The 15,992-nt window shown below is 66.2% G+C and carries 11 protein-coding genes and 1 riboswitch; of the genes, 5 read left to right on the top strand and 6 right to left on the bottom strand.

Annotation, left to right across the window (positions count from 1 at the left end; genetic code table 11):
• Nucleotides 1–20 precede the first annotated feature (20 nt).
• From PT282_RS06075 to PT282_RS06060, 4 genes are all read left to right on the top strand, one after another.
• A complete protein-coding gene (locus PT282_RS06075) occupies nt 21–584 on the top strand; it encodes a hypothetical protein (RefSeq protein WP_277168638.1) in 564 nt (187 codons plus the stop codon).
• A 125-nt stretch (nt 585–709) separates the two neighbouring features.
• Nucleotides 710–2,857, top strand: a complete 2,148-nt coding sequence (locus tag PT282_RS06070) for a translation factor GTPase family protein (RefSeq protein ID WP_277168637.1) — start codon at nt 710–712, stop codon at nt 2,855–2,857.
• A gap of 314 nt (nt 2,858–3,171) precedes the next feature.
• On the top strand, nt 3,172–3,873 hold the full coding sequence (locus PT282_RS06065; RefSeq protein ID WP_277168636.1) for an ABC transporter ATP-binding protein: 702 nt from the start codon (nt 3,172–3,174) through the stop codon (nt 3,871–3,873).
• 41 nt (nt 3,874–3,914) lie between these two features.
• Entirely contained in the window at nt 3,915–7,295 is a 3,381-nt protein-coding gene (locus tag PT282_RS06060; RefSeq protein WP_277168635.1) for an FtsX-like permease family protein, read from the top strand.
• A gap of 95 nt (nt 7,296–7,390) precedes the next feature.
• Here PT282_RS06060 and PT282_RS06055 read toward each other — a convergent pair whose 3' ends face one another.
• The 4 genes from PT282_RS06055 to PT282_RS06040 form a co-directional block, all read right to left on the bottom strand.
• A complete protein-coding gene (locus PT282_RS06055) occupies nt 7,391–9,607 on the bottom strand; it encodes a bifunctional hydroxymethylpyrimidine kinase/phosphomethylpyrimidine kinase (RefSeq protein WP_277168634.1) in 2,217 nt (738 codons plus the stop codon).
• A 207-nt stretch (nt 9,608–9,814) separates the two neighbouring features.
• Nucleotides 9,815–10,888, bottom strand: coding sequence for a hydroxymethylpyrimidine/phosphomethylpyrimidine kinase (locus PT282_RS06050; protein WP_280925226.1), 1,074 nt, complete (start codon nt 10,886–10,888; stop codon nt 9,815–9,817).
• A gap of 1 nt (nt 10,889) precedes the next feature.
• Nucleotides 10,890–11,624, bottom strand: a complete 735-nt coding sequence (gene thiE / locus PT282_RS06045) for a thiamine phosphate synthase (protein WP_277168633.1) — start codon at nt 11,622–11,624, stop codon at nt 10,890–10,892.
• A 238-nt stretch (nt 11,625–11,862) separates the two neighbouring features.
• Nucleotides 11,863–12,780: a hydroxyethylthiazole kinase gene (locus tag PT282_RS06040; protein WP_277168632.1), complete on the bottom strand. Its 918-nt coding sequence runs from the start codon at nt 12,778–12,780 to the stop codon at nt 11,863–11,865.
• A riboswitch (TPP riboswitch) is annotated at nt 12,772–12,894 on the bottom strand. Its footprint overlaps the gene before it by 9 nt.
• Before the next feature lie 90 nt (nt 12,895–12,984).
• On the opposite strand from PT282_RS06040, the gene PT282_RS06035 reads away from it, so the two are divergent.
• Complete coding sequence (locus PT282_RS06035; protein WP_277168631.1) at nt 12,985–14,040, top strand: acyltransferase family protein; 1,056 nt, start codon at nt 12,985–12,987, stop codon at nt 14,038–14,040.
• A gap of 138 nt (nt 14,041–14,178) precedes the next feature.
• On the opposite strand, the gene PT282_RS06030 is transcribed toward PT282_RS06035, so the two are convergent.
• Both PT282_RS06030 and PT282_RS06025 read right to left on the bottom strand, forming a co-directional pair.
• Nucleotides 14,179–14,808 (bottom strand): NAD(P)-dependent oxidoreductase, encoded by a 630-nt coding sequence (locus PT282_RS06030; RefSeq protein WP_277168630.1) that lies wholly within the window; start codon nt 14,806–14,808, stop codon nt 14,179–14,181.
• Between the two features lie 320 nt (nt 14,809–15,128).
• Complete coding sequence (locus tag PT282_RS06025; RefSeq protein ID WP_277168629.1) at nt 15,129–15,938, bottom strand: TetR family transcriptional regulator; 810 nt, start codon at nt 15,936–15,938, stop codon at nt 15,129–15,131.
• Between the last annotated feature and the right edge of the window lie 54 nt (nt 15,939–15,992).

Raw genomic sequence — 15,992 nt, 5'->3', positions numbered from 1 at the left:
TTGTTGGAGCGGGAGGAATCATGAACCATTCGAAATGGGGCGAGCGGATCGGCACGACGGTCCTCGTGTCGCTGATCGTATTCGTGCTCCTCAATGCGCTCATCTGGTTCATTCCCGTGAGCTTCGGCCTCTACAACCTGAGGCAACGCTACGAGATTCCCGCCCTCGCGCGCCGCGACGACGTGCAGCGGCTCTACCCCTCCTGCGTGCGCGGCTTCGAGCCCGACGCGCTCACGCCCGGCAAGAGGCCGGTGATACGCTCCTACGCCATCGACACCACCAGGAAGGCGACCTCCGTCAACGAGCCGGGCGACCGATATTACCGGCTCACCATCAATGGCGACAAGGACCTGTGGCTCCCCATCAAGATCTCCGGCGGCGACGTCAGCGGGGCCGCGACCGACCAGCTGAGCTGCAGCGTCGATTACAATAACATTCCTCCGAAAATGACCAAGCTCATGCTCAGGCGCTACGGGCGGTGCACGCACGAGTACGGCGACCTGCGCACGCCCTATACGGACGGCGTGCCCGTGTGCGTCGACAGCGATGGCTACGTCAACGTGAATCCGCATATGGGCAAGTAGCGGCCGCGTTTCGGCTGGTGGGCCCGGTGCCGGGGAGCCGGGCCGAGCGAGGCCGGGATGTCCGCAAGGTGTCGGCTGGCGCTGGCTAAGATGAACCGATGAAGCGCGCTTTGAGGGAGAACGGTATGAGACGAGCGGTGGTGGGGATCGCGGCGCATGTGGACGCGGGCAAGACCACGCTGTGCGAGGCGATGCTCTACCGTGCCGGCGACATCCGCAGGCTCGGCCGCGTGGACCACGGCGACGCCTTCCTCGACACCGACGCGATGGAAAAGCGGCGCGGCATCACCATCTTCTCCAAGCAGGCCATCCTGCGCCACGGCGACTTCGAGTTCACGCTGCTCGACACCCCCGGCCACGTCGATTTCTCGGCCGAGACGGAACGCACGCTCACGGTGCTGGACTACGCGATCCTCGTGGTGGGCGCCGACGACGGTTTGCAGGGCCACACCGAGACGCTGTGGCGGCTGCTGGCGCGCTACCACGTGCCCACGTTCGTCTTCATCAACAAGATGGACGCCGCCGGAGCCAGCAAATCCGCGATGATGGAGAGGATGCGGCGACGCTTCGGCGAGGGATGCATCGACTTCCAGGGCGAGGAGGAGCCGGGAGGGCAGGAGGAGGTGGCCCTGCTCGACGAGAGCGGCACGGCGATGGACGAGTTGCTCGACGGCGGCGTGATCGGTGACGACACCCTGCGTTCGATGGTCGCCTCGCGCCGGATCTTCCCCTGCTATTCCGGCTCCGCGCTGAAGCTCGAGGGCATCGACGAGTTCCTCGCCGGTCTGGAACGTTTCACCCGCTCGCGCGATTACGACGACGGCTTCGGCGCCCGCGTCTACAAGGTCTCGCACGACGGGCAGGGCAACCGGCTCACCTGGCTCAAGGTCACCGGCGGCACGCTCAAGGTCAAGGACGTGCTGACGAACGCGCATGGCGGGGATGCCGGTGGCGATGCCGTTGCCGCAGATGGTGCCGATATATATGACGTTCCGGGCGGTTTGGATGCCGACGGAACGGATGTCGAGATCTGGCGGGAGAAGGTCGACCAGATCCGGCGGTATTCGGGGGCGAAGTTCGAGCTGGCCGACGAGGTCTCGGCCGGCGACGTCTGCGCGGTGACAGGACTGACGAAGACCGTTCCCGGCGAAGGGCTGGGCGAGGAGACGAATGCCGGAGCCGCCGTGCTGCGGCCGGTGCTGACCTACACCGTGCTGCCGGGCAAGGCGGGCGATACCGACGGCGAACAACGGAATGACGACGCGACGAATGATGGCGCCGCGTCCTCGGCCAAGCAACCCGCCCAACCCTCCAAGCCCGCCGAAATCACCCCGGAACAGCACGGGATCCTGGTGGCCCTGCGCACGCTCGAGGACGAGGATCCGGCGCTCGACGTGCGCTGGGTGGCGCGGCTCGGCGAGATCCGCGTGCGGCTGATGGGCGAGGTGCAGGTCGAGATCATCACCCAGATGCTGCACGACCGCTTCGGCCTCGATGTCCATTTCGGCCCCGGCGGCATCCTCTACCGAGAGACCATCGCCGCGCCGGTCGAGGGCATCGGCCACTTCGAGCCGCTGCGCCACTATGCCGAGGTCCACCTGCTGCTCGAGCCCGGCGAACCCGGCAGCGGTCTGTGGTTCGCCTCCCACTGCAGCCTCGACGACCTCGACCGCAACTGGCAGCGCGCGGTGCTGACCCACCTGCGCGAGAAGGAGCACCTGGGCGTGCTCACCGGCGCACCGATCACGGACATGACGATATCGCTGATCGCCGGCCGCGGCCACGACAAGCACACCGAAGGCGGCGACTTCCGCGAGGCCACCTACCGTGCGGTGCGCCAGGGACTGATGGAGCTCAAGGCACAGGGGAACTGCCGCCTGCTCGAGCCGTTCTACCGTTTCCGCCTCGAGGTGCCGCAGGAGATGCTGGGCCGCGCGATGGCCGACATCCAGCGGATGAGCGGCACCTTCGAGGCCCCGCAATCCGACGGCGACTACGCCGGGCTGGAAGGCGACGCCCCGGTGGCCGAGATGAACGGTTACGCCATGGACGTCAACGCCTACACGCATGGCCGCGGCTCGCTCACCTGCGTCTTTGCCGGCTACCGGCCCTGCCACGACGCCGAGCGGGTGATCGCGCAAGCCGGCTACGATCCGGAAACCGACCTCGAGAACACGCCCGACTCGGTCTTCTGCGCCCACGGCGCCGGCTACACGGTCAAATGGAACAAGGTCCCCGATTTCGCCCACCTCGGCCGCGTCCTGCCGCGGTGATCGTACCAGTGGTCGCTCGGTCCTGCCAGTAACAAGACAATCCTGTCAGTAACAAGACAGTCCTGCGAGAAAACGTGCGTTTCCAGGGGCGAAAACATACGAAAACTAGCGGGATTGTCTTGTTGCTGACCGGAGGGTCCAGGCGTTCGCCGGTGTCTGAGGACCATGGGCCGGCTGGTGATTGGGCGGCACGCTTAATCGGGGAGTGGTCGTTATCATGGGGTGTGTGGGCGGTCACGTTTTGGGGACGCGGCCGGCCCGATGCGACAGTGCCTGCGTGACTGGCGGGACAACAACAAAGGGAAGTGCTGCGAATGGCGTATATCGACGTACGGGGCGAGACGAAACGATACCGGACTGGCGGCACCACCATCTACGCCAACCGCGACGTGGGCTTCTCCATCGATCGCGGCGAGCTCGCGGTCATCCTGGGTGCGTCGGGCGCCGGCAAATCGACTTTGCTCAACATCCTGGGCGGTATGGACACCTGCGACGAGGGCGAGGTGGTGATCGACGGCGAGGACATCGCCCAATACGACGCGCGCGCCCTGACCACCTACCGCCGCTTTGATGTCGGCTTCGTCTTCCAGTTCTACAACCTCGTCTCCAACCTCACCGCGCGCGAGAACGTCGAGCTCTCCGCCGAGATCGTGCCGCACGCCGCCGACCCGACCCAGACGCTCATCGACGTGGGGCTCGAGGATCGTCTCGACAACTTCCCGGCCCAGCTTTCCGGCGGCGAGCAGCAGCGCGTGGCCATCGCCCGTGCCGTGGCCAAGAAACCCAAGATCCTGCTGTGCGATGAGCCGACCGGCGCGCTGGACTACCACACCGGCAAGCAGGTGCTGCGCATCCTGCAGGACCAGTCGCGTGCGTTCGGCGCCACCGTCATCATCGTCACCCACAACGCCGCCATCGCGCCCATCGCCGATCGCGTCATCCACATGCGCGACGCCAGGGTGCAATCGGTCGAACGGCACGCCACGCCCGCCGACATTGCCGACATCGAATGGTGAGCCGCATGCGCGGGGTCAATGGCATGGATGGCCGGAGCGATATGAACGGCGCAGACGGACGGCAGGCCAATCCGACGGCCAGCGGGACGGCACGGCAAGGCGGCACGAGGGGCGGCGAGGCCGGCGCGGCAGGTGCCGTGCGGACCAGCAAACGCATGCTCTGGCGCGACATCCGGCAGGCGTTCGCCAAGTCCAAGGGCCGGTTCTTCTCCATCGTCTGCCTGGTGGCGCTCGGCTCGTTCGCGCTTGTCGGGCTTACCGTCTCCGGGCCGGATATGCGCGACACCGGCAACGCCTACTTCGCGCAGCACCACCTCGCCGATCTGAGCGTCATCTCCAGCTACGGGCTCGACAAGGCCGATTGGCAGCAGATCGACAAGGCCCCGGGCGCCTCGCGCATCGAATACGGGTATCTGAAAGACGTTGTGGTGCGAGGTAGCGACGAGAGCGTGCGTGTGCTCTCCGCGCCGAAGGGCATCTCGACCTACCATCTCGTGGCCGGCCGCATGCCGAAGACGCCGCACGAGACCGCCATCGATTCGGCGCACAAGGGCAAATACCCCATCGGCTCCACACTCAAGCTTACGGAGAAGCCGGACGCGCTCGGGCGCAAGGTGCTGCGCCAAGACAGCTTCAAGGTGGTGGGCGTCGTCGATTCCACCGAGATCCTGAGCTCGGTGAACATGGGTCCTTCGACCTCCAGTTCAGGTTCGTTGGACGGGTACGCGGTGGTGACGCCAGGGGCCTTCAAATCTGACGATTATATGATCGCGCGGCTGACCTACACCGATCTCGACCATATGCGCGACCACTATTCCGCGAAATACAATGACGCGCTGCAAGTGCACAAGAAGGCGCTCGACCGGATTCTGGCCGACCGGCCCAAGGCCCGGCGGCAGGCGATCGAAAAGCAGGTCAAGCCGCAGATCGAGACCGGGCGGCAGCAGGTCGCCTCGGCCCGGCAACAGCTGGACAGTGCGCGGCAACAGCTGGCCGACGGCAAGAAACAACTTGATGATGGCAACCGGCAGCTGGCCGATTCCAAGCAGCAGCTTGCCTCTCAAGTTGCCTCAGCGCAACAGCAGATTGCTTCAGCCACACAGCAGGTCAATGACGCTTACGCACAGCTGAATGCCTCGCAATCGCAGATTGATGCTAATTCGGATCAACTGGCGGTGGGCAAGAAACAGGCCGATGACGCTGTGGCGCAGTTGACCGCGGCTCAGGCGGCCAACCAGCAGGGGATTGACGCGGCGACCGCGCGGATTGCCCAGATTGACACGTTACTTCCTAGCGCTTCGCCCGCTGATTATGCGAGCTTAAGTGCAGAGCGTACACAGCTTGTTTCTCAACTCACCACGTTGAATGCGCAAAAACCGATAATCGCCAATGGATTGGCTCAAGCCATCGCTGGGCATGACAACTTTATTAACGGAACCTATAATCCGGGAATCGCTCAAATTCAGGCAACACAGACGCAACTTAATGCCAAACGTGCCCAGGCCGACGCCGCCAATGCCCAACTTGCGCAGAAGAAGCAGCAGCTCGCCGCGAAACAGCGGCAGGCTCAGGCGCAAATCGACGCGGGCCAAGCCGAGCTCGCCCAGAAAACCGACGAATACAACAGCAAGAAGGCACAGTTCGACCAGGCCGAGCCGGGCGCGAACAAGAAGATCAAAGCCGCCGAAGGCAAGCTCGACGACGCCACCGCTCAGCTCAACGCCCTCGAGGCACCGGTCTACTCGGTGGACTCCAAGCGCGAGACACCCGGCTCCGACGGCTACAAGGTCTACGACTCGGTGTCGGTGATCGTCGACTCGCTCTCGCACATCTTCCCCTACTTCATGTACCTGGTGGCGGCGCTGGTCACCTTCACCACCATGACCCGCTTCGTCGACGAGGAGCGCATCAACGCCGGCACGCTCAAGGCGCTGGGCTATTCCGACCGGGACGTGATGAAGAAGTTCGTGGTCTACGGCTTCGCCGCCTCGATCCTGGGCGCGGCGCTGGGCATCCTCGCCGGTCACACGCTCATGCCCGTCATCGTCTACAACGCCTACAAGGTCGGTTTCAACGTGCCGATGATCCACCTCGGCTTCCACTGGCAGGTCACGCTGCTGGCCGTCGTGCTCGCCCTGCTGAGCGCCGTGGTGCCGGCGGTCTTCAGCGCCGTGCGAGAGCTGCGGGAGCGTCCGGCCGCGCTGATGCTGCCTAAGCCGCCGAGCGCCGGCTCGAAGATCCTCCTGGAGCGCATCCCGGCCATCTGGAACCATCTGAACTTCACCCACAAGGTCACGGCGCGCAACATCTTCCGCTACAAGCAGCGCATGTTCATGACCATCTTCGGGGTGTGCGGCTCGGTGGCGCTGCTGACCGCGGGCTTCGCGGTGCAGGGCTCGATCTCGGGGATCAACGAGCACCAGTTCGGCGGGGTGATGCACTATAACCTCATCGCCGCCGAGAACGCACACGTCACCGGTTCCCAGCGCCGCGCCATCGACCGCCGGCTGGGCAAACCGGATATCAAACGCTCGATGCCGGTGCACTATGAGTCGGTGAGCAGGGTCGCCGGGCGCAACGGCGACAAGCAGTCGGTCACCATGCTCGTGCCGCGCGACACCGCGCATTTCGACGACTACATCAGGCTCAACACCCGTCGCGGCCACCATCCGCTCGCGCTCGGTTCGTCCGGCGCGGTGATCTCCGAGCGTTTCGCGAGCCTCGTGCACGCCAAGGCGGGCGACACCATCGACTTCCAGGACGGCGCCGGCAGGACCCATCATGTCAAGGTCTCCGGGGTCTGCGAGATGTACCTCGGCCACTTCATGGTGATGAGCCCGTCGGCCTACCGCGCCGCGTTCGGGCAACGCTACGCGACCAACGCCTATATGGTGACCCTGCGCGACGGCAGCGTGGCGAACACCAAGCGGCAGGCGGCCTCGTTCATGCGCATCGGCGGCATCCAGGGCGTGGTGCAGAACACGACGCTCATGCACCAGATCGACGTGGTGGTCCGCGCCCTCAACCAGATCATGTGGGTGCTCATCGTCGTGGCCACCCTGCTCGGCGTGGTCATCCTCTACAACCTCACCAACCTCAACGTCTCCGAACGCGTGCGCGAGCTCTCCACCATCAAGGTGCTGGGCTTCTACAACCGCGAGACCACGATGTACATCTACCGCGAGACCATCCTGCTCTCCGTGCTCGGCATCGTCGTCGGCTACGGTTTCGGCGCCTGGCTGCACCGCTACATCATCACCGCCGTGCCGCCCGACGACGTGATGTTCGACCCGTCGATCGGTTGGCTGCCGTTCGTGGTGCCGGTGGTGGTGGTCGGGCTGATCACCGCCGCGCTCGGCCTCTTCGTCAATGCCCGGCTCAAGCGGCTCGACATGCTCGAGGCGCTGAAGTCGGTCGATTAACTGAAATCGGACTCACAAAAGCGGAAGATAGGTGGGGTGCTTTGTTGGAATTCCGCCATTTTGGGTTGGTTATCTTTCACTTTTGTGAGCGTGTTTTATCGATTATCCCGATTCAGGGCCTGCCCGAAGAACCGGTACTCGTGCTCGGTGGAGCCCAGGGCGGCGTCCATCATCCGCCGGTAATCGGCCATGGTCGCCGAGGCGGCGAGCCGGTCGCAGATGCGCAGCTCCTCGAGGGTGCGCGAGGCGAAGCCCGGGTCGGCGTACATCCCGATCCACATGCCATAGGGATGGCGTTGCAGGTCGAGGCCGCGCTCGCGCACCTGCCGGCGCATCTGCTGGCCCACGAAGGAATAGACCCAATAGCAGGGCATCACCACGGCAACCAGCGCGCGGTAGGAGCCGGTGTCGGTGAAACGGTGCTCGTGGCCCAGGTAGGCGGCGGTCGTCGCGCTCATCGGCTCGCGGCCGACGGTGAAGCCGTGCCCGCGGTACCAGCGCCGGTGGAAGGTGAGGCCCTCCTCGAGGCCGTACGAGGCGGCGTCGGCGAAGAACGCGCGCTCGTGCGGATCGGCGGCGCGGCTGGAGGCCAGGGCCAGCAGCGAGGTGTAATCGGTGAGGTAGAGGTCGTCCTGGTGCAGGTAATAGGAGAAATCGTCCAGCGGCAGCGTGCCGTCCAGCATGGCCTCGAGGAACGGCATCGTGGCGATGCGCCCGCGGATGCCGGCGGTGCGGCGCCAGTAGTCCTCGGTGAAGCTCAGGCCGGTGGGGGAGTGTCGCCAGGTGAAGTCCACAGGGCCGTGGCCGTGGCCGACACGCAGGCCGTCCGCGGCGGCGATGGCACCGTTCATCCAGGCCTTGGCGCGTCTGGCCGTCTCGGCCCAACCGTCGCATTGCGGGCGCAGCGCGGCCAGGGTGCTGGAGAGGGTGTCGCCGGTGCCGTGCACGTTGTGGGTCGGCACGCTCGCGCCCTCGATGCGGGTGACGGTCACGGCGGGGGCGCGGCCGGTTGCGGCCGAGTCCGTTGCCATTGTCGTCGTCGAACGCGGGTTTTCGTGACCTCTATCGTCATTGCCGGCGGTGGCGGCTGGTCCAGTGGTGGCCGGCGAGCTCGCGGATTTGGTGTGTCGTGCCGATTCGTCGTGGTGCTCTTCGCCTTCGACGACGCCGGTACCGCTTGTCGCGGGGATATCTTTGGCCATGCCGTCGCTGGAATCTGTGGTGCCGGCGGTTGTGGGTACGGCGAGGATGTCGGTGCACTCACTGTTGCCGCGCAGCGCCAGCGCGCCGCCTTTCGCGTAGACCGCGACACCGAAGCGTGCGGCGACGGACCGGGCCATGCCTTCCATCTCTTGGTATGAATCTGGCGCGCAAAGGCTTGCGGGTTCGGATGGCGACGTCGTGCTCGGTACCGTTGCGTCAGTGACAGTGACAGTGACAGTGACAGTGTCAGTGTCAGTGTCAGTGGCGGAAGCTTCATGCCCGTTGCCATCATGGGCACCGTGGTTCGCCGGGTCTACCGGCGCAACGGCTTCCGCCATCGCGGCCAATGCGGCCAGTTCCATGGCGTTGGGCGTGATGATGTCCGCGAGGGGAACCAGCGTGGCCAGCGCGCGCTCGGCCTCGGCGGTGAGCAGCCGGTCGCCCGATTTCGCATACATCACCGGATCCAGCACCACCGTCGGCCGCGGCTTGCCGGCCGCACGGTAGTCGCGCAGCAGGCCGGTGAGCCATTCGCGCACGACGCCGACCAGCTCCGGGGTGCCGAGCATGCCAATCTTCATGGCGTCGATGCCCGCGTCGTCGCTCACCGCGTTGAGCTGGGCGAGCAGGAACGACGGCTCGACGTTGACGATGTCGGTGACGCCCCGGGTGTTCTGCGCCAGCACGCTGGTCATTGCCGCGTATCCATAGACGCCCTGCGCGGTGAAGGCCTTCATGTCGGCCATCGTGCCTGCCCCGCCGATCGGGTCGGAGCCCTCGATGGAGAGCACTCGCAGGCGCGTGGGTTTGGCCTGGTCGATCGTGCGGTCGTAGCGCCGCTGCATGGCCAGCAGCTTGGCGGTGGCGGTGTTGGCTGCATTTGTCGTTGCGGGCGCCGCGTCGGTGGGATTAGACGTTGTGGTGGTGTCGGTGGGCGTCGGCGTGGACGTGGTGGTCGTGTCAGTCGTTGCGGATGCCGCGTCGGTGGTGGGCGAGGTGTTGGCTGTGTCGGTGCGGTTGGTCGCGATCGTGGCGTCGGTGGTGACCGGTGACGAGTCTCTGGCGGCCACTGGTGTGTCGGCGCCGGCTTTGGTTGCTGGATTGCTCATGGGAATGCTCCTGCTTCGGGGCAACGCCATCACTGTGTGGTGAACGTTGTTGGATTATGTACAGTTGGCGTGGCTATACGTCATTATTGTGCCGATAGTGTTGGTTTGCTGACGTTTGCGGCTTCTTAATGGCGCTATTGTTGCGATATCGCGAGGATGATGACAGTTACGTGCCCTAACCGTCAATATTCACGCAATGGTGTTGGATTATTGACGGTTGGCTTGTGTGGTCGGTCGGCCTCGCCAGCGCCAGGCGTGGTCCATCGGTCCCGAACCCGCGCCCATGCTGAGGCCGGCGGCGATGCACCCGGTCAGGTAGTCCTTGGCGGCGCCCACAGCATTGGCCAGCGCCGCGCCCTTGGCGAGCTCGGCGGCGATGGCGCTGGAAAGCGTGCAGCCGGTGCCATGGGTGTTCGGGTTGGCGATGCGTCGGTGGGTGAACCAGGTGGTCGTGCCGTCGGCAAGCAGCAGGTCGTTGGCGCCGTGCAGGCCATGGCCGCCCTTGACGAGCACCGCGCAGCCGCCGCAACGTTCGGCGATACGGCGCGTCGCCTCGATGGTGCTCGCCTCGTCGTGGATGGTCGCGGGATTGGGCTCGGCGGCGATGTCGTCGCCGGTTGCGGTTTCTGCCGCGTTTTGGCTACCGGCATCATCATCGGCGCTTCGATTGGCCGCGGCATTCGCCAACACCTCGGCTTCGGGGATGTTCGGCGTCACCAGCGTGGCGAACGGAAGCAGTTTCGTACACAGCGCATCGACCGAGCCTGCGCCGCTCAACCGGTCGCCGCTGGAGGCGACCATCACCGGGTCGACGACGATATTGTCGGCTCCGAAATGCCGGAGCCTGTCGGCGATGACCTCGATGAGCCTGGCGTTCGGCACCATGCCGATCTTGACCGCCTTGGGGCGGATGTCCTCGAACACCGCGTCGATCTGCGCGGCCAGCATCTCCGGCGAGGTGGCGACCGAGGCGCGCACGCCGGTGGTGTTCTGTGCGGTCAGCGAGGTGATGGCGCTCATGCCATAGACGCCGCACGCCATGAACGTCTTGAGGTCGGCCTGGACACCTGCCCCGCCCGACGAGTCGCTGCCCGCGATGGAAAGCACGGCCGGCAGCCGGTAAGGGCGCACGTCGGAAACGCTTGGCGAACCAGAGCTAACCGCTTGCGAAGGCGTTTCGGACGCTTCGGTCGTTCCGGTCACTGCGTCCGCCCCGGCATCGCTCGAACGGCGGTTTCCCACCATGTCGTGCCCGTTGTCTTGCGTGGTGTGCTTTGTCATCTCAGCCACGGTTCGCGCGGGCGGCGTCCCACGACTCCACCATGGACTTGGCGGTGGCCTGCGGGTCGTCGGCACCGGCGATGGCGGAGACCACGAACCAGCCCGCGGCACCGGTGCGCGCTAGGTCGGGCAGGTCCTCCGGCTTCACGCCGCCGCCCACCACGATCGGCACCTGCGACTCGGCGCACAACGCGTTGATGGATTCGGTGTCCTGCGTGTGGCGCTGGTGGTCGGCGCCGATGACGATGCAGTCGGGCTTGGTGGTGCTGGGGTGCAGCGGGCCGGCGCCGATGTAGTCGATGGTGCCGGCGGGCAGGTCGTTGGCGGCTCGCACCTCGTCGAGGACCTTGCAGCTCAGCCCGATGATGGCGTCGAGCCCAAGCAGCTTGCGCGCCTCGACTGGATCCATGTCGTCCTGGCCGATGTGCACGCCGTCGACCTTGATGCCCATATCGCGGCACTGCCACGCCACGTCCACACGGTCGTCGATCACCAGCGGCACGCTGCCGGACTTGCCCGCCTCGGCGATCACAACAGCGACCTGCCGCACGGTTTCGGTGATCTCGCGCGCGTCGCCGTGCTTGACGCGGACCTGCACGAAGGTGATGCCGCCGGCCAGCGCCTGCCGCACGATCTCGGCGACAGGGCGCGATTTGGTGTCGGCCGGGCCGAGCACCAGGTAGGAGCTCAGGTCGAAGCCCTGGCGCATGGAGGCGAATGGGGGATTGGTGGTCATGGTTGCTCGATTCTTTGTTGACGATATTGATGATGTTGACGCGCCCAACAATGGCGTGGATACGCCCGACGTTGAGGCGGGCGGATGTGTGGCCCGCCATCGATTTGTCGCGCACTCGGATTGATAAGCTGCAAATGCGTGATGAGGGTCCTGTTCCTCAGGCATTGGTAGCTCGAATGCCGCGTGTGGCAACAAACACTTGGGGAACAGTCAGCAATGAGGCGGACGGCGCGTGGCCTCAGGCGAGGATGGGCGAGGCGGCGATCCGCTCAGGCGTGGTCGACCAGAGTCCGTCGAGGAAGGCGACCTGGAAGGAGCCGGGGCCGTGGGAATTCGCCTCTCCGGTCTCGCTGGCGCGGTTGTAGAGCGCGCTGGCGGCCACCGCGGCGGTCAGCGGGTCGGCCACCGCCAAGTAGGTCGCGGTCACGCCGCCCAGCGAGCAGCCCGCGCCCGTGATCTTGGTCATCATCGCGCTGCCGCCGGGCAGCCGGTACGTGCGTTCGCCGTCGGTGACGAGGTCGGTCTCGCCCGAGACGGCTACCGCGCCCTGGCCCTGCGGGTCGGACTTGGCGATGAAGCGTGCCAGCGCGCGTGCGGCGGCCTCGGCGGAGTCCACGTCGTCGGCCGACTCCACGCCCACCGGTCCGTTCGACTGCCGGGAGGTCGCTTCCTCGCCGCCCTCGTCCAGCGGCAGCTCCCACATCTCGCGCAGCTTGATGACCTCGGAGGCGTTGCCGCGGATGATGGTCGGCGGCGTGGCCTTGAACGACTCGAGGATCGCGGTGCGCGTGGTCCCCAGCCCGGCGGCCACCGGGTCGAGCACCCAGCGGTGGCCATCGGCCTTGAACTTCGTGGTGATCTGCGCCAGCGCGTCCTTGTAGAAGGGCAGCAGCGTGCCCACGTTGATGTAGCTGGCCCCGCTCGCCGCCTCGCCGCCGGCGATGTCGTCGGGCAGGAAGCTCATCGCCGCCGTGCCGCCCGCCGCCAGCTGCGCGTTGGCCACGAGGTTGATGGTCACGAAATTGGTGAAGGACTGGGCCAGCGGCGTGGTGTCGCGCACGGTTTGCGCCGCCTTGCGCACGCTGGCGCGCAACGGGTCGTCCTCGCCGATGTTCTTGAGATTGGTGTTTGCTGATGGGTATGCGTCATTGACCATATTCGCGTCTCCCTACGATGGTATTGACCAACAGGTTCCAAGGGTCGAGCGTCATGCTCGTCTCAACTCGCGCGGCCGTCTTCGGCGACTCCGCGGGTTCCCCCGCACTACAGCTCAAGACGCTATGCCGCTCATTGGACAACGCGCGCGGCCAGGCGGTATCCTGTCGTTTGTCGCAGGCGGGAACGGATGGAGGTGCGGGCAGTGGCTACGAGGGTGCGCTATTTCGACATCGCCAAGGGCATCGCGATGATCGGCGTCGTCCTCACCCACAGCATCCTGCAGGCCGGGCCGATGACCACGGTCTCGCAAGCGCTCTTCAACGTCTTCTTCTCGTTCCACATGCCGCTCTTCTTCCTGCTCTCCGGCTACTTCATGCACCCCGACCGCCGCTTCGCCTGGCGCAAGGAGTCGCGCGAGCTGCTGCTCACCTACGCCATCACCGCCGGCCTGGTGGTGCTCATCCACCTGGGCTTCTCGCTGGCGGCGCGCCGCGACGTGCCCGGCCTCGCCGTGCAATGGCTCATCGCCGCGCTCTACGGCTCCGGGGCGAACATGGGCAACTCGCTCTTCCCGATGACGCGCTACATCGGCGCCATCTGGTTTTTGCTGGCGCTCTTCTGGGCCCATCTGCTGGTCCACGCGGCCTACCGCCTGCCCGCCACCCCGGTCTGGATCCTCGCCCTCTTCGCCGTGGGCTACTTCTCCGCGCGCCATGTCTGGCTGCCGCTGAGCGTGCAGTCGGGGCTCACCGCCGCGCTCTTCGTCTACCTCGGCTGCCTGGCCCGGAGGCACGATGTGCTCGCCGCGTTCCGTCGTTGGCCGGCGCTCTGGCTGCCCACGCTGGCCGTATGGGGGTTGGCGCTGTGGAGGTTCACCGGCCTGGGCATGGCCACCTGTGGCTTCGGCGAGGACCCGGTGCTCACGATCGTCGGCTCGATCGCCGCTACGCTGTGTGTCATCGGCGCCTCGCAGGCCATCGACCGCTGGCTGCCCTACGCCAACCGGGCGCTGGCGGCGATCGGCCGCCACACCCTGCCGATCTTCTGCGCGCATCTGCTCGAGATCGACGACCTGCCGTGGGGTGGCATCATCGACCGGCTGCGGCCGTTGGTCGGCTACCAGGTCGAGCCGTTCGTCGTCTTCGCCTTGCGCTCGGCGCTGATCGCGGCGATGGTGCTCGTGCTCTACCGCATCCCCAGGCTCAACGCCGTCTTCTTCCCGACGCTGCTCAAGCGGCGTGGGGCGGCGGAAGCGTAACAGGGCTGCGTCTATGGGAAAGCCGTGGGTTCCGTTTGAGGACGGAAACCACGGCTTTAGGATTCGTATTCAAATCCGCATATGCAGCTGCATGTATACGGGCGTCTATTCATGGGCTGCCCGCCCGCGAACCGGAGATTACCAGCGCACGGAGATGCGCTCGCGGTCGTGCGGCCGCTCCGCCTCGACCTCGTCGACCATGGCGATGGCGTAGTCGGCGTAGCTGATGGCGCTCTTGCCGTCCGCGTCGGTGGTGTAGTCCTCGCCGGCGAGCACGTAGTGGCCGGTGCGCGGGCCCGCGGCCTGGAAGTCGCCGGCGGGGCTGATGTAGGTCCAGTGCACGTCGTCGCGGTGGCGGAGCGCGTCGAGCGCCTTGCCCATCGCCAGCGGCACGCCCTTGATCTCGTCAGGGAAGGTGTCGGAGAGCTGGGCGGTGTGCCCGGCGTTGGTGTAGAGGCTGCCCGCGCCGCCGACCACCAGCAGGCGGGTGCCGGTGCCGGAGAGGATGTCGGCCAGGTGCTTCAGCGAGGTGCCGTACTCGTCGAATTTCGCCGGGTCGAAGACGCCGAAGGCGCTCACCACCACGTCGAAGCCGGCGAGGTCGTCGGCCGTGAGGTCGTAGAGATCCTTGATGATGGTGTGCGGGGCAGAGGTCCTGTTCTCGCCGCGTACCACGGCGGTGACGTCCATGCCGCGTCCCACGGCCTCCTCGACGATGAGCCGTCCGGCCTTGCCGTTGGCGGCCACTACTGCGATTCTCTTACCCATATGAGCTCCTCTGTTGACGATGCGTGGATGGACGCGGTTCCGTCCGTCCCGCCGAAGTGTGTTGCCGCGATGATGCGGTGTCCCTTTCCACTATAACGACGATTGTCATACCAAGTGGGCTCGAGGCGCGTGAGATAGTAGATAGGTCCGGCAACCGTTGGCGTTGCGGGGAAACCGGGCGATAGGGGCGAGGGGAATATGCCTTGGGACGAATCGGGGTCCGCTGTCGCGGCGACGAAAAGCACGGTCTGGCGTGCTTTTGGTCGCATCCGCGTGTGAATCTCCGAGCCGCCGGACCCGTGGCGATGTCGTCTATGCGCTCAGTCTCGCGCGGACCGCCTTGCCGCGCCGTCCCAGCCGTCGATCAGGGCGTCGAGGGCCTTGCGGTATTCGGCCTGCATGCTCCACGGCGCGGCGGTGTCGCTCAGGGGCGCCAGCAGCGTGGCCAGTTCGGGGGACTGGCGCACGGCCTGCTCACGGGTCTCGTCCGAGGGTTCCGAGGAATCCCGCCGGGTGTCGCCGAAGGGCGCGACGGCCTCGGCCAGCACATAGCCGGTGGTCAGGATGGTCGCGCCCTGGATCAGGCCCAGCAGGTCGTCCGGCGGGTTCTCGCCGGCCATCGCGGGCATGAACGGCTTGATGGCCTCGGCCAGCAGCTGGTACTGCTCCAGGGTGTCGATGGGATGGGTGGAGACCAGGATGGCGGCGTTGGGATGACGCAGCAGGGTGGTGTGCAGTCGCAGCGCATAGCGGCGGACGTGGGCTCTCCAGCCCGCGTCGCCCGTCCCGTTCGCCGTGGTGCCGCCCGATTCGTCGTCCGCGCCCGTATCCGAATCGTCACTGGCGCCGGCGCTCCCTTGCCCGCCGTCGTCGATCCCGGTCAGCGTCTCGCGCCAGATCTGCTCGGCGATGCCGTCCAGGAGGGCGTTCTTGTCGGGAAGGTGGCGGTAGAGGGCGGTGTAGGAGACGCCGATGCGCTTGCCCAGCGCCCGCAGGCTCAGGGCGTCGAGGCCGGCCTCGTCCACGATCGCCAGCGCGTTCTCCAGCAGCGTCTCACGGCTCAGGGTGCCCCTGGCCTTGCCGGTTTTCGCCCCTTCGGCCCTGCGCGCCATGCGTCCCTCGCTATCCATGCCCGACGCCGATGCCAGAGGCTGGCTTCGCGTCGGGCACGGACCAGTCTCTCG

This window comes from Bifidobacterium sp. ESL0763 (assembly GCF_029433395.1).
Lineage (GTDB): Bacteria > Actinomycetota > Actinomycetes > Actinomycetales > Bifidobacteriaceae > Bifidobacterium.
This window is presented reverse-complemented; position numbering and strand designations above follow the sequence as displayed.